Here is a 22,462-nt window from a genome sequence, read left to right on the forward strand (position 1 = left end):
AGACATCGGTAATAGGCAACTTTGAGCAACTAAAAATTACGGCTGCAGTAATAGTGGTAGTATTAAGCGCCATTGCCGGCACATGGGTATATGGTTATTTCCGCGAACGGCTCCCCCATTGATATTCATCTTACCAAATAGTGAACATGGCAGACCAGCATTGAGGTACTAATGCTGGTCTAACCATGTTGCTCAACCGAATTCTAACTACAGATATTCTTGTACTACAAAGAAACAGACAATTAACTTTCAGGTTCCCCCTATCCAGCTTCCCAAATTTCTTCCCGCTCATTCTTCCACTTTTCCTGTTTTTCATTTGGATCTACCGGCGATTTGTACCTAAACAGGTACGAATAGTGCAATCAGGTCAAACTCGTATTGGTTAATTTTGCCTGTAATAAAGGGAAAACAGGGCTTTCGTTAAAAATCAGTCATTTTACCCCTGTGATTTGTCCTTAATCGAAAAAATACCGAATATGCACAGGAAAGCTTTCATCAACAGATCGGTTTTAGCGCTTATGGCAACCATCACCGGAAGGAAGGCCCTGTTTTCACAACAGGAATCAACACAAAAAAATCATAAGCCAATGGAATTTGAAGTAGCCATTATTGGTGGAGCAGCTGCCGGCCTTTCAGCAGCAATGGCCCTTGGGCGCAGCACCAGGAAAACGATCGTGATAGACAGTGGCAGTCCGCGCAACAAACCTGCACCACATGCACACAATATCTTCACGCGTGATGGAACGCCACCACTGGAGCTGCTCAGTATTGCAAGAGCCCAGCTGGAGCCTTACACTACTGTTAAGTTCAAAACAGGAAAAGTGCTCAGCGCCATTCCCAACAATAACCTGATCACGCTCACAACAGATACCAATGAAACGATCACGGTTAGACGACTGATACTGGCAACCGGCCTTACAGACGTACTGCCCGCTATCAAAGGATTCCCCGAATTATGGGGAACGAAGATCGTGCACTGCCCCTACTGCCATGGCTATGAGCTGAAAGACCAACCCATCGGAATCCTGATGAACGGAAAAAATGCAGAACATATTACACCAATGGTGTTCAACCTCAACAAGAGCATCCATATTTTCACCAATGGGAAAATGGAATTCTCAGAGCAATTCCTGAAATGGACAAACAAACAGAAGATCCGCATTACCGAAACGGAATTGAATGAATTGACAGATGTTGCCGATGGTGTATTGGTGAAATTAAAAGACGGCAGCACGCATCTTGTTACAGGGATTTATTCAAAAGGCGATAAATACAAATTCCACAATGAGCTGGCTATACAACTCGGCTGCAAGATCAGTGAAGAAGGAGCTGTACAGGTGGACGATATGTTCAACACCACAGTACCCGGCGTTTATGCTGTAGGCGATCTGGCCCATGCCTCCGCCCACCAGGTGATCATTGCGGCAGCGGGTGGCGCAAAAGCAGGAATGGCCTGCAATAACAGTTTGATAATGGAAGATTATGAGCACGCGCAGTAAACCGAGATTGATCCGGAATCCAACAGATTTCCAGCAACAATACTTGTCTGTACCCGGGCAATCAGGTTGCGAACTGAGCAATAACAGCAAAACGCATAATTTCTTTGAAGCAGTTCCGCTGGAGAAACTTAAAATGCTCCACAAACAAAAATCATTCACCAGCACCAGGAGGAATTTTTACACCCTGGTGCTGGTAACACGCGGCTCCATTCGTGAAACCATCGGCTACAGGAATTACAACTTCGGCGCCAATACGCTTTATTTCATTCCGGAAAACCAACTGCATACCATCGAACACTGGAGCAACGATGTGAAAGGATACCATTGCATCTTCGATGCCGATTATTTCCTGCTCTGTCTAAGGAACCAGGTGAAGCTGAGCCGCTATCCATTTTTTCAACCGGACAGGGATCCCTTCATGAAGATCACTGAAACAGAAACGGGAATCTTATTATCGCTGTTCGAGAAAATGCATTTCGAATATTGTAAAAGGGAAAACCACAATGATGATCTGCTGGTGAGAATGTACCTCAATATCCTGCTCATTGAGATCGAAAGATTGCACCAGCACAAACACGCTGCCGAAGAAACCAATGTTCCAAAAAGACAACAGATGGTTTCGCAGTTCCGCAAGCTGGTGTCCCAACATTATCTGCAAAAGCGGCAGGTAAATGATTATGCGTCCCTGCTCTACGTAACGCCTCATTATTTGAATGATACCGTGAAGGAGATCTCCGGCAAGTCCGCCAGTGAATTCATTTATGAAGAATTGGTGAGGGAAGCCAAATCGCACCTGATTCAAACAGAGAATACTGTAACGCAGATTGCAACAGAGCTCAATTTTTCAGACCAGAGTTATTTTTGCCGCTTCTTCAAGAAGCATACAGGCCTGAGTCCGCAGGAATTCCGGAAAAAACATTTTCACTAACGATCATATCACTGATGACCAACGGTACACCAGCAACTCCTCTCCTTCCATAATGGTTCTGTCGAAAACAAATCCCAGCTTATCAAGCAATCCAATTGACCTGCTGTTTTTCGGTGTAACAATAGCAAAGATTGTATCCAGGTTCAATTGCTTTTGCGCAAACTCCATCACAGCTTTGCCAGCTTCCAGCGCCAGCCCGCGCCCACCGAATTGCGGCAGTAAAGCATAACCGATATCGGGAGCAGGAAGATAATCCCGCTTCAGCAAACCACACATGCCCGCAACTTCTTTGGATCCCTTCAATTCCAATGCAAATAACCCGAATCCCTGGACCTGGTAATTGTTGCGGTTTTTCTGAATATAGCGCCCCGCACCTTCAAGATCTTTCACACCCCTGTCGCCGATATATTGCAGCCAACCCGGAGAATTCACGATCTCCAAAACAAAGTCAGCATCATCCCTGGTCAGCTCCCTGATAGTCATGCGGCTGGTTTCGGTTATCATCATACCAATACTTTTTTAGGAATGGAGACGCACAATTTACTACGGTTTGACCGATTGACGGTTTTTATCTATCTTCATTATTCCAACTTTCAGCCGCTAAATTCTACAATCATGAAACAAATTATCAGCGGCATCGTTTTCTCCTTTTCCATTTTTATTTGCAGCAAATCCTCCTTCGCCCAGAATACTGATTCAGAACTGACTGCCACCATCCTGCACTTCGACAGCTTATTCTGGCAAACCTACAATACCTGCGACACTACCAGTATGCGGCAGTACTTTACAGAGAACCTTCAATTCTATCACGACAAAGGCGGGCCCAGTTATGATTACCAGACCATGGTGAACGGTTTTGCACGCAATCTTTGCAATGGCAGTTTCAAGATCAGAAGAGAAGCCGTTCCCGGCACTGTAAAAGTGTACCCCATGCGGAACAACGGCGATATTTACGGCGCGCTTATTTCAGGAGAACATTATTTCTACACCACAGAAAAAGATCAGCCTGAAAAAAGGGTTGGCATAGCGAATTTCTCACAGTTATGGCTGAAGCAGGGAGGCGTTTGGAAGATGAGTATTGTTCTGAGCTTCAATCATGGCGAAGCACCACCTTCAGGGAGATTCTGAATGCCGGGCAACATCGGCACAAATGCAAAATGATCGAACTGTTCTTCGGTAATGGTATTATCCATTCCTTTCGTGATCCTGACCATCCTTTGCATGCCGGGGCGGCCAACTGGAGCCACCAGCAAACCACCGGGAAGTAATTGTTTGATCAGTTCTCCGGGAATCTTTTCCGGGGCTGCCGTGATCAGTATCCTGTGGAATGGCGCTGCTTCCGGCCAGCCGTTGTACCCATCGCCATAACAAAAATGCAGATTGGAGAATCTTTGCAGGTAGGTGAATTGCTTGTTGCGATCGTAGAATTTCTTTTGCCTTTCTATCGTGTATACCTCAGCGCCCATCTGAGCCAGTACAGCAGCCTGGTAAGCGCTTCCGGTGCCCACTTCCAGCACCTTCATGCCCGGCTCCACATTCAATAACCAGGTTTGATAGGCAACAGTATAGGGCTGTGATATCGTTTGCTCATTACCGATAGGAAATGCATTATCCATATACGCTTTGTTACGTAGGCTTTCAGGCATGAAAAGATGACGTGGAATTCTTCCGATGGCGGTCAGCACTCTCGCATCCCTGATGCCTTTGGATTGAATGGCCTCCACCAGTTTCCGGCGTTGCATCTGACATTTCGGGGAGTCTTCGTATTCCATGATCCTGTTTTTAAACACAATTGCAGTGATGCCAGCACTATGGCCCCTTTTTCAGCAATCCTTCAGTGAGATTTTTCCATTGCAGTTTGGAAAAGATCAGCATGCCCGCACTGCCTGCCATCAGATCCCTGACTTTGTCCACTATATTCCCGGCGTCTTTATTGGGTTGGATATTCCGGTCAAATACTGCAGCCGTAATTACCTCAGCTTCCCGGTATACAATGAAACTGCTGGTGGCTGCTGCTGAAAAGAAATGCGCAATGTCAAGATCATCCTTACCAGGATTCCTTGCTGGTCTTACGCGGAATCCATAACGTTCACTATTGGGCAATACCTGGTGCGTGACCTCTTCCACTCGCGCCCAGTCGAACCCCTCACCGGCAACTGTTCCGGGGCCGGGAATATCGATCCTGAAATAATCACCCTGGTGCGGCTCCCTGCTGACGGGCTCTCCGTTCGGATCCATCAATTGAAAACGGGCAGACAATCCTCCGGCAATCTCATGCCACCGGTTCACCTGCATCAGGCGGGACCTCACTGTATCGAAAAAGATGGCGGCTTCCCTGTGATTTGGGAATTCGATCACAGATTCAGCAGTGATGGATTTGCCTTCCTCCTGCGAAGGAACGATCTTTTTATCGGATGATGTAGCCATGTTAATGGAAAACAAAAAAACTGTACCATTGGTTTAATTGCCCATCAGTGCGGTCTTTGCCGTTATTTTTCCCCCTTTTTCATGCAAAAGAATGAATGCCTTCCATGGCCGGCTGGAAAACGTTCAGTCTGGATTTAAAGTTTTCCATTTTTTCAATCAACTCCATCTTCTCATCCTCATTCAATTTCCCATTACCTGTTTGCGCACTGGCCACAGCTGCAACGATTATGAATACGATAATCATGGCCAGGAATTTATCCCTGACACAAGGCCCTGAACAGGAAAACGGGAAAATTGGGACCTGAAGCGTAAGCGGCTGGCAATAACTTTGCGGATTCAAGCAGATTAGCGTCAACCTTCCCTGCAAATGTTTGTTAACGGGTAGGAATCGCCACATACCTTCATCATAAAATTGTCGTCATGAACAGCAACTTCAATCCAGCCCGCAGGCTTTTCATCAAAAATGTAAGCAAGGCGGCCCTCTCCACTTCCATTGCAATTCCCATCATATCTTCCGTTGCCTGCGCCGGAGAAACGGCCGGAGGCGATGCAGACGGAGATATTACCTGGACGCAGACCCCGCTTAAATATGCTTACAATGCCATCGAGCCTGTAGTGGATGCGCTTACCATGGAGATCCATTATTCCAAACACGCTGCCTCTTATGCCAAAAGCCTGGGAGAAGCTGTAAAAGATGAAAATGTGAACACCGGCAGCACCACCATTCCGGGATTACTGGCCGGCATTTCAAAATACTCCACCAAGATGAGGAACAATGCAGGCGGGCATTACAATCATGAACTGTTCTGGAGATCACTGAGAACTCCTGCCGACAACAATGCGCCTTCAGGCCCTCTCGCCGATCAGATCAAAAAAGATTTCAACTCCATCGAAGCATTCCAAAACCAGTTCAATGAAGCAGCGAAAACCAGGTTCGGGAGCGGCTGGGCCTGGCTGGTACTTACCAATGACAAGAAACTCGTGATCGGTTCCACACCCAACCAGGACAATCCCCTGATGGATGTTTCAGACCTCAAAGGCTTCCCTGTTCTTGGTCTCGATGTTTGGGAACACGCCTATTATCTGAAATACCAGAACAAGCGACCCGACTACGTTTCAGCCTGGTGGAATGCCGTCAACTGGGACTATATACAACAAAGGTTTGCAAAAGCATAAAATGTAAAAGGATACATTTATGAATACAGTAGAACGGGATATTGCCATTAATGCACCGGTAGAAAAGATCTGGCAGGTGCTGACAGATACTTCTTATATCAGCCTTTGGGATGATGTGCCCGGCAGTTTTACAGACAGCAAATTAAGTATGGGCAGCAAACTGGTCTGGGACCTGGAAGATGGCCACCAGAGCAGTATTACAGTAACTGTATTTGAGCCGGATAGTGAATTGAGAACAAAGCTGTATGTAACCAGATGGCCATCTCCACCTTCAGCTTATGATATTGCCTATCATTACCGCATCATCAACCGGCAGAACCAGACAGTACTGAAAATTACTGTTGGAGATTTCGAAGCGCTGGGTGATAAAGCGCCCAACTATGTGGAAGCCTCGGAAGAATTCCTGCAAACAGCGGGCGACAGGATCAAAGAACTGGCTGAAGCCCGCGCTTAGCTCTGTATGAATAGAGGCTGACTAAAAAGTCGGAGAAGCTGGCAGTCGCTCGCCTCCCGGCGAGTGACTTGTATTTGTTCGCCTCCGGCGAACACCGCGTCGCCGGAAGCGACTGAATAAAACTCACTCGCCGGGAGGCGAGCGAGTGGACTCTCCGAAATTCAAAGAAGCAATCTGTTTAGTCAGACTCTGTTGTTTATTTTTTCACTACAACATATTTCCTTCCCATGATCATTGGAACTGTGTTGGGTACTGGTCTAAAGGACCGGGTAACCAATTACCACCACGTGATCCGGAGGGTCGTCAAAGGCCGGTACAGGAACAGGTTCGTCGCTTACGGTTTCTGACCAGCGAAAGTTCCTGGCATTCCTGTCGTCGAATTCCATTATTCTATTATTCATAAACAGCACCGCATATGAGAAAATTCCTGCTATTAATCGGGATCCTTACTTTTCATTTTGGATTTGCCCAGGAAGACGGGTACAAGACGCCTCCCCAGGCAATTGCAGACCTCCTGCTTGCCAAACCTACACCTGCCGTGAGTATCGATAGTAAGGCCAGCTGGATGCTCCTGATGGAACGCAACAGCTATCCCTCAGTTGAAGAACTGGCGCAACCAGAACTGAGGATCGCCGGGCAAAGGATCAATCCCAATAACTATGCCCCAAGCCGTCAGAATTTCATCAACAATTTCAAATTGAAAGATATCAAAGCTGGAAAAGAATATCCTGTTGCCGGATTGCCGCAGAATATGCTGGCTGGAAATATCGCCTGGAGCCCCGATGAAAAAAAGATCGCCTTCACCAATACCACCAATAAGAACGTAGACCTTTATGTGATCGACATCGCCACGCGCAAAGCCACCAAACTGAATAAGCAAGCCCTCAACGTGGTGCTCGGACAGGAATTCACCTGGATGGACAACAACACGATCCTTTATAAAACAACGCTGCAACCCGCATCCGCAGCGCCGGTGAGATCATTGATGCCTTCCGGCCCGGCCATTCAGCAGAATCTCGGGAAGGTGGCGCCCAGCCGCACTTACCAGGACCTGATCAAATCTCCGTACGATGAGCAGTTATTCGCTTTTTACAGTACTGTACAACTGGTAAAAAATGTAAATGGAGTAGAAACGAAAATCGGAAAACCTGCTATCTATACAATGTACAGCATATCTCCCGATAAAAAATTCCTGCTCACCCGCGTGATCAGGAAACCATTCTCCTACCTTGTGCCGGCCAACGGATTCAATTCAACCGTGAACATCACTGATCTCAACGGGAAGATCATCAAAACGCTGGCAGAACTCCCTTCTTCTGAACTCTCCCCCTCAGGTTACGATAATGTATTGAATGCGCCCCGCAGTTTCGACTGGCGGGATGACGAAGCAGCCACCATCACCTGGTGCGAGCCACTGGACAGTGGCATCTATAAAAGCAAATCAGATTATCACGATGCCGTATATGCGCTGAGCGCTCCCTTCACCGGAAAAGCAAAAGAATTGTTCAAAACAAGCTGGAGATTTTCAGGCATCAGATGGGGGAATGAAAAATTCGCGCTCGTCAATGAAAGACTTGCCAGTAAACAGTCTGGCCGCATGAGCCGTTTCGATCCATCCACCGGCCAGCTCGAAACATTGCTGGAACGGAATTCTACCGACTCCTACGGCAATCCAGGAAATCCTGTAACAGAAAAGAATAAATATGGACGAAGCGTGATCAGGCTGATCGACAACAATACAAAAATGCTGATGAACAACCCCGTGGGCAGCTCACCAAAAGGAGATCTTCCCTTCATTGCCAAATTTGATCTCGCCACCAAAAAGAATGAGATCATCTGGCGTTGTACCGAAGGAAGTTTTGAATACGTGACAGATATTCCCGATGTGGAAAAGCTGGTATTGATCACCCGCCGGGAATCCCAGAAAGACATGCCGAACTATTACATCAAAAACCTGGTACTTCGCATTGCAGATCAACCCATCACTCATTTCACCAATCCCTATCCGCAACTGGAAGGCATCAGCAAACGGAAGATCACGTACAAGAGGGCCGATGGCGTAGACCTTAGCGGCGATCTCTATCTTCCTAAGAATTACGATGCAAAAAAAGATGGGCCGCTCCCCGTACTCATGTGGGCCTATCCCCGTGAATTCAACTCCGCTGCAGATGCAGCGCAGGTCCGCGGCTCCGAAGATAAATTCACAATGGTGAGCTATGGAGGTCCTGTATTCTGGGTTACACAGGGATATGCAGTTTTGGATAATGCAGAAATGCCCATTGTAGCCACCGGCGCCAGTAAGAAACCCAATGACAATTTCGTTGACCAGTTGAAGATGAACGCAGAAGCCGCCATCAATAAACTGGCTGAGCTGGGCGTGGGCGACAGGAACCGTGTAGCTGTAGGTGGCCATAGCTATGGCGCTTTCATGACAGCTAACCTGCTGGCACATACGAATTTGTTCAAGGCAGGTATCGCACGAAGCGGCGCTTATAACCGGACACTTACGCCCTTCGGTTTCCAGAATGAAGACCGCACCTACTGGCAGGCGCCGGATCTGTATTTTTCCATGAGCCCCTTCAGTTATGCCGATAAGATCAAAACACCGATGCTCCTCATCCACGGGGAAATGGACGATAATCCCGGCACTTTCCCTATCCAAAGTGAGCGTTTGTTCAATGCCGTGAAAGGTCATGGCGGCATTGTGCGCTATGTTACGCTGCCCTATGAAGCACATGGTTACCGCGGACGGGAGAATATCCTGCATATGCTCTATGAACAAAATGCTTGGTTGGAGAAGTATGTGAAGAATGCAGGGAAAAGTGGAAATGAGGAAAAGAAAAGATCGTTTTAGAAAAGATAGAAAAGTATAAAACTATAAACGCCTTCAGGGTCAGGTCTGAAGGCGTACTTTTTTATATGATCACTTACTACAAAAAGCGAAAAACCCGCTTCCTGTATTCTTCAAAATCCTGTTCATTGGAAAAAGTCTCAAACCTGTATTGTTGCCCATCGCTGTTCTGTCTGACAAGGATCACTTCCTGGCCGCCGATGATAGTACGTTTCGCTCTCTCAAAGATGAGCTCCAGTTCCTGCCTGTCTTTGATGGTTTGCAGCTCTTCGATCCTGTTCACAACAATTACATAATCTTCCATGAATGCCTATTTACTGCAAATGTACAATCATAATTGTACAACGAAGACTATGCTACCAACCTGGCTGTGCTGGTTTCTTTTGAAGCCGTAACACAAGTACAATAATCGGTATAGAGAAAACAGGGAGGAATGCAGCCTCTCAAAAAAGCAAGCGATTCACGGATATGTTCCCTTATCGTATTCCTGGATAATTTCAATTTCTCAGCGATCTCCTCATTGCTGAACCCTTCCAGCCGGCTCATTTTGAAAACCTCCTTTCTCTTCTGTGGCAACATCTCGATAGCACGGTACAGGATAGATCTCAGTTCCTTCAATTCCATTGTAGAATCTGAAGCGGCCAGGGATTGCTCAGCCCGCTCTTCGGTCAACTCAGGCATGATAGCATCTTTCCTCTTCTGTTGATTCTTTACCTTGTTCTTTGTTACAACATACACGAAGCCTGCGAAGTTCTGCATCTCCGGCAGCTTGTCGCGGTGCTTCCAGATGCTCATCAAAATATCCTGCATCACTTCTTCCGCCTGCATGGTGTCTTTCACACGGACAGACATATGCATACTGATCAGTGAAGCATAACGTTCAACGATCCGCGAAAATGCCTGCTGGTCGCCTTTCGCCACTCTTAACAGTAACTCCTGTTCATTGTATGAACTGCTCTCCGCAACGGTTGATGTAAACAACATAGGCATCGTTTGTTCGTTTCCATAAAGTTGCGGAGTACCCATATTTATTCCAATAGTTAAGCCTGAATCCCGTAAATTTTATGGAAACAGGACGATTTTTCGTAATTTTATCCGGAATTTTCTGTTTTTCCATCTTTCAATTATTCTTTTTTACATCATGGCCCAGGCAGAATTAGATGTGTTTGATCTCAACATCCTCAGGATACTCCAGAAAGACGCTTCCTTAACCAATAAGGAAATCGCTTCTCAACTTAACAAGTCGGTTGCCACCGTGCATGAAAGGGTACGCAGGCTGAAGGAACAGGGATACATCAAACGGGTGGTTGCCATTTTAGACAGGAAGAAGATCAACAAAAGCCTGATCGCATTCTCGCAGGTACTCCTGCACGATCATACCGCAGAAACGCTGGCTACTTTTGAAAGGGAAGTAAGCAAATTCCCTGAAGTGATGGAATGTTTCCAGATGACGGGAACTTTCGATTTCGTTCTCAGGATAGCAACCAGTGATATGGACGCCTACCACGATTTCTACCGCAACAAACTGGCAAAGCTGCCCAATATCACCACGGTGCAAAGCTTCTTTGTATTGTCTGAAACGAAGAGCATCACAGCTTATCCTATTTGATCATTCTATTTTTCTATTTCAAAGTCAAAACCTGCATTCAACACCAGCTTGCCTTCCGATTCTCCTTCAGCGCCCGGCAGCTTCCACCCTTTTACCTTCGAGGTCTTGCCTTTGGCAAGCAGGTCGGCAATTTGTTTGTCTGTAAGTTTCTTTCCAAAGATCTCGAAAGGCAGTTTGAAGCCGCACACTTTGAAATTGGCGCAGCCATAGGCAGTATTTCCTTTTTTCAGCGGATGCTCTTTACATTTCGGGCATTGCTGTTCTTCTATCACCACAGGTTTCTTAGGCTCTTTGGGTTTTGCCTCTTTCTTCTTTTCTTCTGCAGGTGGCGCTTTTTTTTCAGCAATGGCGATCACTTTGTAATTGGCCGTTTTCACTTCCACCGTGAGATCGATCACCATCTGGATCAGCTCCTGCTTGAAAGTATCGATGGTGTATTCGCCTTTTTCAATGAGACGTAGTTTTCGCTCCCAGATCCCCGTTAGTTCCGGGCTTTTCAGTAGTTCTGTTTGAATGGTATCAATGAGATCGATGCCGGTCTGTGTGGCAAAGATGTTCTTTTTCTTTTTTTCGATATACTTCCGGCGGAAAAGCGTTTCGATGATATTAGCCCGGGTGGATGGACGGCCAATGCCGTTATCCTTCAAAAGCTCGCGCATCCCTTCATCATCCACCTGCTTTCCCGCAGTTTCCATCGCCCTCAGCAAACTGGCTTCCGTAAAGGCTTTTGGCGGAGTTGTTTTTCCCTGGTGTACCCTGGGTGTATGTGGGCCGGTTTCTCCAACGGTGAATACGGGCAGGATCTTTTCCTCTTCTTCCCCTTCTTTTTTGGGAGCGGCATCATTAGCGTATACCTCTTTCCAGCCTGGTTCCAGGACCTGTTTTCCCGTTGCCTTGAATTCCACTTGTCCAACTTTTCCAAGCACAGTGGTATTGGCGATCTTACATTCCGGATAAAATGCCGCGATGAACCTGCGCGCCACCAGGTCGTAGATACGCTTTTCTTCCAGGTTGAGATTGGAAGGGAAAACACCGGTGGGGATGATGGCATGGTGGTCAGTCACTTTCTTATCATCAAAGACGGTTTTGAGCTTCGGGACCGGCTGCGCCAGGATGGGTGCGGTAAGCGTTGCATAAGGTGTAAGGTCCTTCATGATCCCTTCGATCTTCGGATGCAGGTCTTCGGACAGGTAAGTGGTATCTACCCGGGGATAGGTGACCATTTTTTTCTCGTAGAGATTCTGGATATATTTCAGTGTATCATCGGCAGAGAATGCGAATTTCTTATTCGCTTCCACCTGCAGGGCTGTAAGGTCGAACAGTCGAGGGTTTCCTTCCTTCCCCTCCTTTCTTTCAAAACTGGTGATCTCGAAAGGATGTTCTTTCAGATAGGCCAGTCCTTTCTCTGCGCGCTCCTGTATTTTGATACGATCGATGGTAGCGGTGAACTCGGTTTCACGGTAAATGGTTTTGAGCTCCCAGTATTCTTCAGATACAAAAGCGTTGATCTCTTTCTGCCTCGCCACAATCATAGCCAGCGTTGGCGTTTGTACCCTACCGATAGACAGCACGGTTTTGCCTTGTGCAAATTTTTTTGTAAAAAGGCGTGTGGCATTCATGCCCAGGAGCCAGTCGCCAATAGCGCGCGCGCTGCCTGCGGCATAGAGGTTATTGTATTGATCTGCGTCTTTCAGTTTTTGGAAACCTTCACGGATAGCATCTTCCGTTAAGGAGGAGATCCAAAGTCTTTTTACCGGAGCCGTACATTGCGCTTTGAGCAATACCCATCGCTGGATGAGCTCCCCTTCCTGGCCGGCGTCACCACAATTGATCACTTCCTCGCATTGCTGCACCAGCTGTTCAATTACCTTGAACTGTTTCTTTACACCCGCATTTTCGATCAGTTTGATGCCGAAGCTGGCGGGGATCATGGGCAGGTCTTCCAGTCGCCAGAACTTCCATTGTTCAGTGTAGTCATGCGGTTCCTTGAGGGTACAGAAATGCCCGAAGGTCCAGGTGACCTGGTACCCATTACCTTCGTAATAACCTTCCTTGCGTTGTTTTGCCCCGATGATGTCGGCGATATCCCTCGCCACACTGGGCTTTTCTGCAATGCACACCTTCATAGTCCGTAGTAAGAAACGGCAAATGTCGTAATTTTTCGGAGCATCCTTTATGGGAAATTGGGCTACCCTCGCGCGGCATAGAGATCATCCAATGTTTTAGGAAGGTGTTTGCCCAGTTTTTCACTTCCGGTCCCGGTGATCACATAATTATCTTCGATACGGATGCCACCGAAATGGCGGTATTCTTCCAGCAATTCATAATTGATGAAGTCATTCAGCTTATTTGTTGCTTTCCATTTATCAATCAATTCAGGAATAATATAAATGCCGGGTTCAACCGTGAGCGTAAATCCTGCCTGCAGCGTTTTTCCCAGGCGGAGCGATTTCCATCCAAAACTTGTTCCTTTTTTCAGTATATCCGAATACCCTACATATTCTTCACCGAGGTCTTCCATATCATGCACATCCAGGCCGATCATATGTCCAAGCCCGCATTGGAAGAAAAGTGTATGTACATCATTGGCTACTGCTTCTTCGGGATCGCTTTTCACCAATCCAACCTGTTTGAGACCACTTACCAGCCTGATACAGGCCTGCCTGTGTACTTCCCTGAAACTGATGCCTGGCTTCAGCAGGCTCACTGCATGGTCCATGGCATCGAGCACAATATTGTACATTACTTCCTGTTGGCCGGTAAAGCGCTTACCCGATGGCGTGGTGCGTGTGAGGTCACCTGCATAATGCCTGTTGGTTTCTGCACCTGCATCGCAGAGGATCATTTGCGCGTCCTGTATCGTATTGCCGTGGTAGTGATTATGCAGGATCTGTCCATCTACGGAAAGAATTGTTGGGTAAGAAACCCGCCCCCAGTGGCTCATGGCGATTGATTCCGCCATCGCAGCCAGCTGATATTCTTTCATACCGGGCTTTGCATTTTGGATCACGGCCAGGTGCATATCGGCACTGATGGAACAGGCTTTGTGCATTTCTTCCAGTTCGACCCCTTCTTTTCTTTCACGCTGGCTGATCACGGCTTTGATGAAAGGAACAGAAATATATTGATCGATGCCTGGCAATGTTGTATTCAGCCAGGAGGATAATTTGATCTTGTTTTCCGGGCGGTATGGCGGAAGGAGATGGATGGCTTGTCCTGTTCTTTGCGCCTGCTGCAACAAGGTAGCCAACTGCGTAATGGCGCCGCTATGCTGCACACCTACTGCCTGCGCCAGTTCCTGCAATCCGGGCTGAGGACCGGTCCAGATGATATCATCGATGCTCAGTTCATTCCCGAAAATGATCTCTTTGTTATTGTCCAGGTCTATCACTGCCACCAGCCCGGCAATGTCCAGTCCGAAATAATAAAGGAAGCTACTGTCCTGCCTGAACGGATACCAGTTATCCCGGTAATTCATGCTGCTTTCTTCATTGCCCATGAAAACGAGGAGACCTTTTTGCATGGTCTGGCTCAACTGATTTCTTCGGTATACGTACACGTCTTTGCTGAAAGTATTCAAGTGCATTGCAATCGGATTTGACCGGCAATTTACGTGATTACTCCCGGAACATCATTGCAGGGCCATATCGATCTGCAACTTCAGTTTCATTTCGATATCTGCTCCTTCAAAACCGATATTGCTGAATTCAATAAAACCTTCACGGTTGATGATATAAGTAGCAGGAATCACATTGAATTTGAACTTATCCCCTACTGCGGGATCCGTATTGTAGTAAACCGGAAAACTGTATTTACGGTTTCCAAACCAGCCCCGGGCATCTTTAAGCGTATTGCGGGAACCGCTGTTCACCACCATGAACACTACATCCGGGTTTTGTTTGTAGGCATCGTATAGCTTCTGGATATACGGCATTTCCTCCATGCAGGGGCCACACCAGGTTGCCCAGAAATCTATCAGCAGCACCTTGTTCTTCAAGGCATTCGTGTCTACCGGTTTTCCATCCAAAGTGGTGAAATGTTCCAGTGAAGGGGCCGGGATCCTTATTCTTTTTTTCGCCACTTCTTTTTCCATCAGCTTCATCCTGGCTGCCTGCAATTGCTCCAGGCGGTCAGGCTGATTTGTTTTACGAAAGAACCAGGCGGCATTATCGGCAGTTTCTTTGTCGAGGGACGCCTGCAAAGCAGCATCCATGTTTTGCTGAGCTTCGTTTATCCGGCCACGTTTGTAATTGATCTGCGCCAGCATAGACAATAGATTTCCACGGGCAGTACTGTACACAGCCTGCCTCATACTGTCATTGGTATAAGGATATACATAGCCCGTTTCCGGCCAGTAGCGGATCAGTCCTACCGGAAAACTATCGGCCATTGATAAGGTATATTCAGCATACCAGGCTGCACTATCCAGCGCGAGGTTATTATCCAGCAAGGTCTGGGTGATCTCTTTGTACATACGCGGCGTATAGGGATCTTTTTCAGCTTTTCTCATAAAGCTCAAATGGTACAGGGCTTTTGCGCTGTCTTTTTTTGCTGCATACAATTCAAACAAACGCTCATGCGCACTCGTAAATACATTACTATTGGCTGCAGTTTCATGCTGCAACGCTTTTTCAAGCAGCCCGGTTTTTGTAGCTGTATCCTTTTCCCGGGAAATCTGACCTATATAATATTCCCAGGCGAGATCGGAACCTGCATACTTTTCGATTACTATCTTCCGGATACTGTCCACCCGCCGGGGCTCGCCGATGATATGATAACCCATCGTTACTTTGTTCAGGTTACCCCCGTTGGTGGGGGCAGTATAAAACCGGTCGGCTATTACCTTCAATGCCTCTTTCCTCAATTTTTCTTTTCCATTTTCCGGTGCAGCATTCATCTGACTGGTCAGCAGCCGGAGCTTTGCTTCATAATTATCCGGATAGAGTTCCAGTTCTTTTTTGAACAAGGCAGCCTGTGCTGCTGCCAGCCCGGGCGATTTACCCAGTTGCTGGTTCAGGCTATAGCCCCGGTGCAGGTTGGCGCTGAATACGGGTTTTCTTTTTTTATCGTACACCATTATTTCGTAATGCCCCCGGGCCGGAGTTTCAATGATCTCTCCACTCTGCAAATAGAAACTGGCAAAGGTAGCATAGCGTTCCAGTGGGAAAGATGCCGTCCATATCCCTTTTTTCTTTTCCATATCAACCCGGTATGGCTGATCATACAAAGTGGAAGAGCTGAATACAAGGGTAACAGCGCCTGCATCCGCACTTATTTTATTTTCCATACTACCGGCTACGGGCACACGCGGATTGAAATGAACGGTAACTGTTTCTCCCCGCTGCGGGAATTCAGGAATAATGCTCAGGCGTTTTTTTTGTGCAGTAACAATCAGTACAGCCATGATGGCCATGGCTATACTGATCAGTTTTTTTATCATCATTTGTATCCGTCGTTTTGTTCCAGGTAAACATTCGTTTTCATCGCATTCAATGGAATGGGATACAGTGTATCCGTTGACTGCCAGTTGGCTTCCTTAATGGGTTTCAAAACAGCATCGGACCTGCCAGTACGTTTCAGGTCGAACCAGCGATGTCCCCATTCAACAAACAGCTCCATATGCCTCTCCTGCTCAACAGCCAGCAGCAGTTCACTTTTATCCAGGCTTTCAGGCAAAGGCAGCAGTCCTGCGCGGATGCGAACAGAATCCAGGTCTGCGCGGCCATCATCCAGTTTATCCTGTTGGATCCTCGCTTCTGCGCGGATCAGGAATTGTTCAGCCAGGCGCATCACCATGGAATATTCAGTGAGGGTACCGGTGGTGGTTGTACGAACTTTGTATTTGTAAGGGAAATACACAGTAGCCCCGGAGCTCAGCTTCCTGAAGCCGGTCCAGTTAGCCAGCCTCTTATCATTGGGTTCGAATTTCTCTATAAGATTGGTGGTGTCCAGCCTGAAAAGCGGTGTTCCCGTTGGCGTTGCAGGCGTAGAAGTAAAACCTTCCCAGGTATTGCGACCGCCGCCTACATTCACCGGCATCAGTTGCCAGATCGCTTCACGGCTATTGGCCAGGAATACGGTGTTCAGGTCTGTCAGCAGATCATACAGGGAATTATCCAGCACCAGTGTAGCTTCCGCTTCAGCCAGCGACCATTGTTTCGTGTACAGGTAAGCGCGAGCCAGTAAGGCAGTGGCAGCAGCTTTATTGGGTCGTACGCGGTTGGCGGTCGGATAATTATCAGCCATCAGGTTCTTAGCCTCTTTCAGATCCGCAATGATCTGATCATATACCACAGCGGTCTTTTCACGGGGCTTCACACCATTGGCAATATAATCTGTGCTGGTGATGATGGGAACATCGCCATACATATTCACCAGGTAGAAATGTAAGAAAGCCCGCATGAAATAAGCTTCACCGAGTAATTGTTTCCTAACAGGCTCAGACAGGGAAGTTGTTTTTGTCAATCCTTCAATGCAGGAATTGGCATGATAGATATAGGAATACTGATCGGCCCACATGCTTTGCACATACTGGCTGGATGGCAGCAGTGAATTTTTCCTGAACACATCATAATTCTCGAAACCTGTAAAATAGTACAGGTCATCCGCCTGCATGGCAGTGAGATAATTCATCAGCACATTGGCCCAGAAATAATTGAAGGAGTTCATATTGCTGTAGAGGCCCACCATGGCGGCTGTAGCTGTTTTATCATCGGTGAACACCAGTCCGGAAGCCAGTTCGTTATTGGGATCCGGCGTTTCAACAAATTTGTTGCAGGACATTGACCCGATAATCAACCACCCTGCCAATAGTATATGAATGCGTTTCATGATTTCATTTTTTGATTGTAGGAATACCATTTAGAAATTGAACTGTAAACCTGCTGTGATCGTTTTCATCGGCGGCATTACCAGCCCCTGTGTTTCCGGATCGAAGCCATCATAACTGGTGATGGTGACCAGGTTCTGGCCCAGCACATACACACTCAGGTTATTCAGCTTGTAACGTTTCACCAGCTTGGACAGATCATATCGCAGCGACAGATTCTTCAACCGGATAAAACTGGCGTCTCCCCACATGGCAGAAGATAAACGGTAATTGTTGTAATCGGCTCCTGCACCAGTGAGACTGGCTTTGGGAACATTTGCGATATCCCCTGTTTTCCTCCAACGGTCCTGCGCATCGATGGTCATATTTTGTAAAGCACCTGGTTGCCTGGAGAGATATCCATAATTGATATTACGTCCTTCCTGTTTTACGAACTGGAAAAGGAAATCAAGTTCAAACCCTTTATAGTTGAAGGTATTCCTGAAACCGCCAAAATAGTCGGGCATCGTTTTGCCCAGTGTTACGAAATCATCAGGATCGGAAATATCATCGTTTTTATCCAGGTCCAGGAATTCAGGCAAACCCGTTTGCGGATCGATCCTGTTGAACTGGAATCCCCTGACGATGGTAAGCGATTGACCGACTACGTAAGTATCCTTGTAGGTTGATGACTCCAGGTCAGGAAATGCTTTCAGTTTGTTCTTGTTCACAGTCAGGTTGAACGCTGTTTTCCAGGTAAATTCCTTATTGCTGATATTGGTGGAATTCAATTCAAATTCCCAACCAGTGTTCAGGACTGTAGCCGGGAAATTAGCGGTCATTTCAGCAAAACCTACCTGTGGCGTGAGTGCAAAATCCACCAGTTGGTTGTCTGAAATATTCCTGTAAAAATTGGTGGTGAGTAAGATCTTATCATTCAGAAAACCCAGTTCCAGCGAAGCTTCCAGCTTTTTATTCTCTTCCCAGCGGAACAAAGGATTGGCGAGTCTCGAGGGGTAGATACCTGCAACGCCGTCATAAGCGAAAGAAGTAGACCTCCATGTTTCCAGGTAACCGTATTCATCTATCTGATCGTTACCTGTTGTACCATAGCTGGCTCTCAACTTACCAAAACTGATCACATTATTTTCAGGGAAGAAACCTTCCTCAGTGAATAACCAGGCTGCGCCTACGGCGCCGAAATTTCCGAACCGGTATCCGGGCCCGAAACGTGTAGAGCCATCCCTCCGGAAACTGGCATTCACAATGTATTTTTCTTTCCAGTTATAAGTGGCACGACCGAAGAATGAATTGTAATTATATTTCTTGTAAAGCGTAGGAGTACGCACTGTTATCTCCTCTGCCGAACCAATATCTTCCATCAGTGCTTCGCTTGAAAAACCATCAGCAATAAAGCTTTTACCCTGCCTGGTGTTTTCCTGCCAGCTGCCACCAGCCAATAATTGCAGTTTGCCTTCGCCAATTTTGCGCGTATAATCCACCTGCGGCTCGATGATATAGGAACTCACTTCACTGTTACCGAAATAGGTCATACTTCCGATTGAAGATGTTGGATTGAAGACCACCTTTGGATATACCTGCATCTGGTCCATATTGGTCTGTGTAAGACCCAGCCTGGTTTTCACACTCAGACCCGGCAACACAGTATACCTGATCACGGAATTTGCCACAAGGTTCTTTGTTTTGTTGGTATTCCTCCTTTGCAGGTAAGCCATCGGGTTTTGCAAAGTGCCGAACCAGTAAAATTTTCCCTCATCATCATAAATGGGATAGTTCGGCGCCATATTGTAGAAAGATGTAACGTCTGACGCAAGCGATCTGTCTTTTATTCCTGAATAATTCACCGAAGCGGTGATGTTGAATTTCTTGTCAACGCTGGAATGGTCCAGGTTGAGATAAACAGCTCCGCGACGAAAAGGAAGGTCGTTGGGCAGTACAGTGGTTTCATTGCGGTAGGAAGTACTGAGCAGGAACCTGGTCTGTTCATTGCCTCCGGATACCGAAGCCTGCACCTGTGTGAGTTTGGCTGTATTCCCGATGATCAGGTCCTGCCAGTCCGTTGCTTTGTTCTGGTCCCACAGTACGAGGTCAGGAGCATTTTGATCATCAGGCGTTCCGCCATCATTGGCAAATGCTTCCTTACGAAGGGCCACATATTCAGGCGTGCTCAGCATGTCCACTTTATTGGTCACTTTGCTGGCGCCGGAATAGATATTGAAATCGAATTGTGTTTTTCCTGCTTTCCCTTTCCTGGTGGTGATCAGGATAACGCCATTGGCGCCCCTTGACCCATAAATGGCGGTGGCATCGGCATCTTTCAAAACATCGATGCGTTCGATATCGGTTGGGTTGATGCTTGCAAGCGGGCTCTGGTTGCCCCCGGCGCTGGTGAACTGGTCCAGGGACTCGGAAAAGTAGGGAACACCATCCACTATATATAAAGGATCATTTCCTTCACCGATCGAGTTTTGCCCACGCAAACGAACGGTGAAATTGGAGCCGCGGAATCCACTGGTAGTGGAAACAAACAAACCTGCCACACGCCCCTGCAGTGCAGCCAGCGGATCTGCTACAGGTTGTGAAACGATATCTTTATTCTTCACCGTTGCCACTGTTCCGGTATTGCTTCTTCTCATTGCAGTACCATATCCAATGATCACCATTTCATCCAGCGCATTGGCAGAGGCCGGCAATACCACCAGCATCTCTCCAGTCCCCACTTTCTGTTCCTGCGTTTCATAACCCACAAATGAGAAAATGAGAGTTTGTCCGGGCTGGGCATTAATTGAAAAATAACCCTTGATACCCGTTGCCACGGAAATGCTGGTCCCCTTGATAGTAACCGTTGCGCCGGTCAGGGGCTCACCGTTACTGTCTTTCACATAGCCTGTCACAGGGTCGGCTGCAACGGTAATGCTCAGTTGATTTTTAGAAGGGGGGCTTTTTTTCAGCCGGATGAAGATGGTTTGATTTTCGATGGTATACTCCAGCGGCTGGTCTTTCAATACCTGTTTGATAAAGCTTTCCAGGGGTTGTTTGCTGGCCTGTACATCTACAGGCTTTGAGTGGCTGATCTGATCTTTGCTCCACACTACAAAATAGCCTGTTTGCTTTTCTATTTCAGCAAAGATCTTTTTCAGGGGGATCTCCTTCCCACTCAGGGTAACCGTTTGGGCTAAGCCACTGGCGGAAATGGAAAGGCTGAAAGCGAGCATGAAAAAGGCGGTCAGTTTCATTGTTTTCAGAATTGTTTTGGTACCCAGGCCGCGCCAGACAATAGCAGCCTGGTCACAAAGCGCTTTGATTTGCATAACTTCGTAACAGTTTTGGGTTGAACAATAATTAGCAGTCGATCCAAACTTTGGCCGGAGGTGCTCGAATCACTTCCGGTCTTTTTTATTGGAATGAATTCAGGTCAGGTTTAACAGTATCTGAAGTGTTCTTTATTGGCAAGAGATGCGATGTCCGTTATTGGCTAATATACAACCAGCTTCCTTCCTTCTTCGATCCTGAACTGCACGCCCATGCCGGACAGTCCGTTCAATACCTGCGAAAGCTTCAAATTGCGTTGCATTTTTCCACCGAAGCGTACAGGCGGTTGTTTTTCGTATTCTACATTTACATCGTACCAGCGCGCCAGCTGCCGCATTACGGTTGTCAGTTCTGCATTGTTCAGATCAAACACACCATTCTTCCAGGCCAGCACCTGGCTGGTATCTGCGCCATCGATCACATTGATCTGTCCGGCTTTCACAGCTGCCTGCTGCCCCGGCCTGATAGCCCTGTAGCTATTTCCCGCATGTATATTTACAGCGCCTTCCGTGAGCGTGGTGGTTATGGCCGCTTCATCGTGATAAGCGTTCACGTTGAAGGTGGTGCCCGTTACTTCGATAAAGGATTGATCAGGCGCTATCACTTTGAAAGGCTTATTCTTTTGTTTGGCCACTTCAAAATATACTTCGCCGTTCACTTTTACATTTCTTTCCTCCCCTGAAAAACGGGTAGGATATGTCAGGCTGCTGGCTGCATTCAGCCAGGCTTTGGAACCATCGGGTAATCGAACCTGGAACTGACGGCCTTTGGCCGTTGTAATTGTATTGAATTGCATCTCCCCTGCGGCTGCGCCATCCGCTTCATATTTCAATGCGCCATTTTCCAACACTGCCTTACCATTGCTTTCCAGGGAGATCACGCCATTCTTCATACTATCAAGTACTACTTTCTTTCCATTGGCCAGCGTAAGTACAGCCCCATTACTACCAGGCAGCATATCCAGCGATTCGGCAATGACCTGCTCCACCGGCACACTGTGTTTTTTTCCATTATCCAAAAACAGAACAAAAATTGCCACGCCGGCAAGCAGCAACACTGCTGCCGCGGCAACCCACCGGACATAACTGCGCATCAGTAAAGGCTTTCCATGCTGCGGGAAACCTCCCGCTGCAATATGACGGTACATTTTTTCAACAGGAGCATCGATACCCGCTGAAGACTGATCTGCATTCACCAACTCCTCCAGTTGCGCTTCCAGCTCAGGGCTGTAAGCATCATCCTGCATCATATGTTTCCAACGCAGGAACTCGGCCGGCGTCATCGTGTCAGCCAGATATGTGCGAAACAAATCCTCAAATTCTTTGTCGGCCATAGTCTGTTTTTTCGTTGGAATGCAATGTTGTTGGGTATTCTATT

General features: G+C 47.2%; 20 protein-coding genes. 7 read left to right on the forward strand and 13 right to left on the reverse strand.

Features of this window, described 5'->3' with window-relative positions:
• Positions 1–476 precede the first annotated feature (476 nt).
• Both D9Y29_RS05580 and D9Y29_RS05585 read left to right on the forward strand, forming a co-directional pair.
• On the forward strand, positions 477–1,499 hold the full coding sequence (locus D9Y29_RS05580) for an NAD(P)/FAD-dependent oxidoreductase (protein ID WP_127125839.1): 1,023 nt from the start codon (positions 477–479) through the stop codon (positions 1,497–1,499).
• The gene (locus tag D9Y29_RS05585; protein WP_127125841.1) at positions 1,483–2,427 is read left to right on the forward strand and encodes a helix-turn-helix domain-containing protein; all 945 of its coding nucleotides are present in this window, start codon (positions 1,483–1,485) and stop codon (positions 2,425–2,427) included. Before D9Y29_RS05580 ends, D9Y29_RS05585 begins: the two co-directional genes overlap by 17 nt.
• 3 nt (positions 2,428–2,430) lie before the next feature.
• Here the strand turns inward: D9Y29_RS05585 and D9Y29_RS05590 are convergent, their stop codons facing one another.
• Complete coding sequence (locus D9Y29_RS05590; RefSeq protein ID WP_127125843.1) at positions 2,431–2,934, reverse strand: GNAT family N-acetyltransferase; 504 nt, start codon at positions 2,932–2,934, stop codon at positions 2,431–2,433.
• A 108-nt stretch (positions 2,935–3,042) separates the two neighbouring features.
• On the opposite strand from D9Y29_RS05590, the gene D9Y29_RS05595 reads away from it, so the two are divergent.
• Positions 3,043–3,555, forward strand: coding sequence for a nuclear transport factor 2 family protein (locus tag D9Y29_RS05595; RefSeq protein WP_164735270.1), 513 nt, complete (start codon positions 3,043–3,045; stop codon positions 3,553–3,555).
• Here the strand turns inward: D9Y29_RS05595 and D9Y29_RS05600 are convergent.
• The 3 genes from D9Y29_RS05600 to D9Y29_RS26480 all read right to left on the reverse strand — a co-directional run bounded on the left by D9Y29_RS05600 (position 3,522) and on the right by D9Y29_RS26480 (position 5,098).
• The gene (locus D9Y29_RS05600; protein WP_127125847.1) at positions 3,522–4,199 is read right to left on the reverse strand and encodes a protein-L-isoaspartate(D-aspartate) O-methyltransferase; all 678 of its coding nucleotides are present in this window, start codon (positions 4,197–4,199) and stop codon (positions 3,522–3,524) included. The two genes, D9Y29_RS05595 and D9Y29_RS05600, sit on opposite strands and share 34 nt — an antisense overlap.
• A 37-nt stretch (positions 4,200–4,236) precedes the next feature.
• Positions 4,237–4,854, reverse strand: coding sequence for a hypothetical protein (locus D9Y29_RS05605; RefSeq protein ID WP_127125849.1), 618 nt, complete (start codon positions 4,852–4,854; stop codon positions 4,237–4,239).
• A gap of 79 nt (positions 4,855–4,933) precedes the next feature.
• The gene (locus tag D9Y29_RS26480; protein WP_164735271.1) at positions 4,934–5,098 is read right to left on the reverse strand and encodes a hypothetical protein; all 165 of its coding nucleotides are present in this window, start codon (positions 5,096–5,098) and stop codon (positions 4,934–4,936) included.
• A 176-nt stretch (positions 5,099–5,274) separates the two neighbouring features.
• Between D9Y29_RS26480 and D9Y29_RS05610 the strand changes: the two genes are divergently transcribed.
• Positions 5,275–6,030, forward strand: coding sequence for a superoxide dismutase (locus D9Y29_RS05610; protein ID WP_127125851.1), 756 nt, complete (start codon positions 5,275–5,277; stop codon positions 6,028–6,030).
• Between the two features lie 19 nt (positions 6,031–6,049).
• Entirely contained in the window at positions 6,050–6,484 is a 435-nt protein-coding gene (locus D9Y29_RS05615; protein ID WP_127125853.1) for an SRPBCC domain-containing protein, read from the forward strand.
• 257 nt (positions 6,485–6,741) lie between these two features.
• Here D9Y29_RS05615 and D9Y29_RS26485 read toward each other — a convergent pair whose 3' ends face one another.
• Positions 6,742–6,885 carry a hypothetical protein gene (locus D9Y29_RS26485; protein ID WP_164735272.1) on the reverse strand — a complete coding sequence of 48 codons (144 nt, stop codon included), beginning with the start codon at positions 6,883–6,885 and terminating at the stop codon, positions 6,742–6,744.
• Between the two features lie 14 nt (positions 6,886–6,899).
• Here D9Y29_RS26485 and D9Y29_RS05620 point away from each other — a divergent pair, with 14 nt between their 5' ends.
• Entirely contained in the window at positions 6,900–9,338 is a 2,439-nt protein-coding gene (locus tag D9Y29_RS05620) for an alpha/beta hydrolase family protein (RefSeq protein WP_127125855.1), read from the forward strand.
• 76 nt (positions 9,339–9,414) lie between these two features.
• Here the strand turns inward: D9Y29_RS05620 and D9Y29_RS05625 are convergent, their stop codons facing one another.
• A complete protein-coding gene (locus D9Y29_RS05625; protein WP_127125857.1) occupies positions 9,415–9,639 on the reverse strand; it encodes a hypothetical protein in 225 nt (74 codons plus the stop codon).
• A gap of 47 nt (positions 9,640–9,686) precedes the next feature.
• Positions 9,687–10,319, reverse strand: a complete 633-nt coding sequence (locus D9Y29_RS05630) for an RNA polymerase sigma factor (protein WP_164735273.1) — start codon at positions 10,317–10,319, stop codon at positions 9,687–9,689.
• Between the two features lie 157 nt (positions 10,320–10,476).
• Here D9Y29_RS05630 and D9Y29_RS05635 point away from each other — a divergent pair, with 157 nt between their 5' ends.
• Positions 10,477–10,944 carry an Lrp/AsnC family transcriptional regulator gene (locus D9Y29_RS05635; RefSeq protein WP_127125861.1) on the forward strand — a complete coding sequence of 156 codons (468 nt, stop codon included), beginning with the start codon at positions 10,477–10,479 and terminating at the stop codon, positions 10,942–10,944.
• Between the two features lie 5 nt (positions 10,945–10,949).
• Here the strand turns inward: D9Y29_RS05635 and D9Y29_RS05640 are convergent, their stop codons facing one another.
• The 6 genes from D9Y29_RS05640 to D9Y29_RS05665 all read right to left on the reverse strand — a co-directional run bounded on the left by D9Y29_RS05640 (position 10,950) and on the right by D9Y29_RS05665 (position 22,418).
• Positions 10,950–13,070, reverse strand: a complete 2,121-nt coding sequence (locus D9Y29_RS05640; RefSeq protein ID WP_127125863.1) for a type IA DNA topoisomerase — start codon at positions 13,068–13,070, stop codon at positions 10,950–10,952.
• Between the two features lie 62 nt (positions 13,071–13,132).
• The gene (locus D9Y29_RS05645; protein ID WP_127125865.1) at positions 13,133–14,530 is read right to left on the reverse strand and encodes an aminopeptidase P family protein; all 1,398 of its coding nucleotides are present in this window, start codon (positions 14,528–14,530) and stop codon (positions 13,133–13,135) included.
• 45 nt (positions 14,531–14,575) lie between these two features.
• Positions 14,576–16,387 carry a TlpA disulfide reductase family protein gene (locus D9Y29_RS05650; RefSeq protein ID WP_127125867.1) on the reverse strand — a complete coding sequence of 604 codons (1,812 nt, stop codon included), beginning with the start codon at positions 16,385–16,387 and terminating at the stop codon, positions 14,576–14,578.
• Positions 16,384–17,775: a RagB/SusD family nutrient uptake outer membrane protein gene (locus D9Y29_RS05655; protein ID WP_127125869.1), complete on the reverse strand. Its 1,392-nt coding sequence runs from the start codon at positions 17,773–17,775 to the stop codon at positions 16,384–16,386. Before D9Y29_RS05655 ends, D9Y29_RS05650 begins: the two co-directional genes overlap by 4 nt.
• A 30-nt stretch (positions 17,776–17,805) precedes the next feature.
• On the reverse strand, positions 17,806–21,084 hold the full coding sequence (locus D9Y29_RS05660) for a TonB-dependent receptor (protein WP_127125871.1): 3,279 nt from the start codon (positions 21,082–21,084) through the stop codon (positions 17,806–17,808).
• A gap of 164 nt (positions 21,085–21,248) precedes the next feature.
• Positions 21,249–22,418 (reverse strand): FecR family protein, encoded by a 1,170-nt coding sequence (locus D9Y29_RS05665; RefSeq protein WP_127125873.1) that lies wholly within the window; start codon positions 22,416–22,418, stop codon positions 21,249–21,251.
• Positions 22,419–22,462: the final 44 nt, after the last annotated feature.

It is taken from the genome of Pseudoflavitalea rhizosphaerae (assembly GCF_003991355.1).
Taxonomy (GTDB): domain Bacteria; phylum Bacteroidota; class Bacteroidia; order Chitinophagales; family Chitinophagaceae; genus Pseudobacter; species Pseudobacter rhizosphaerae.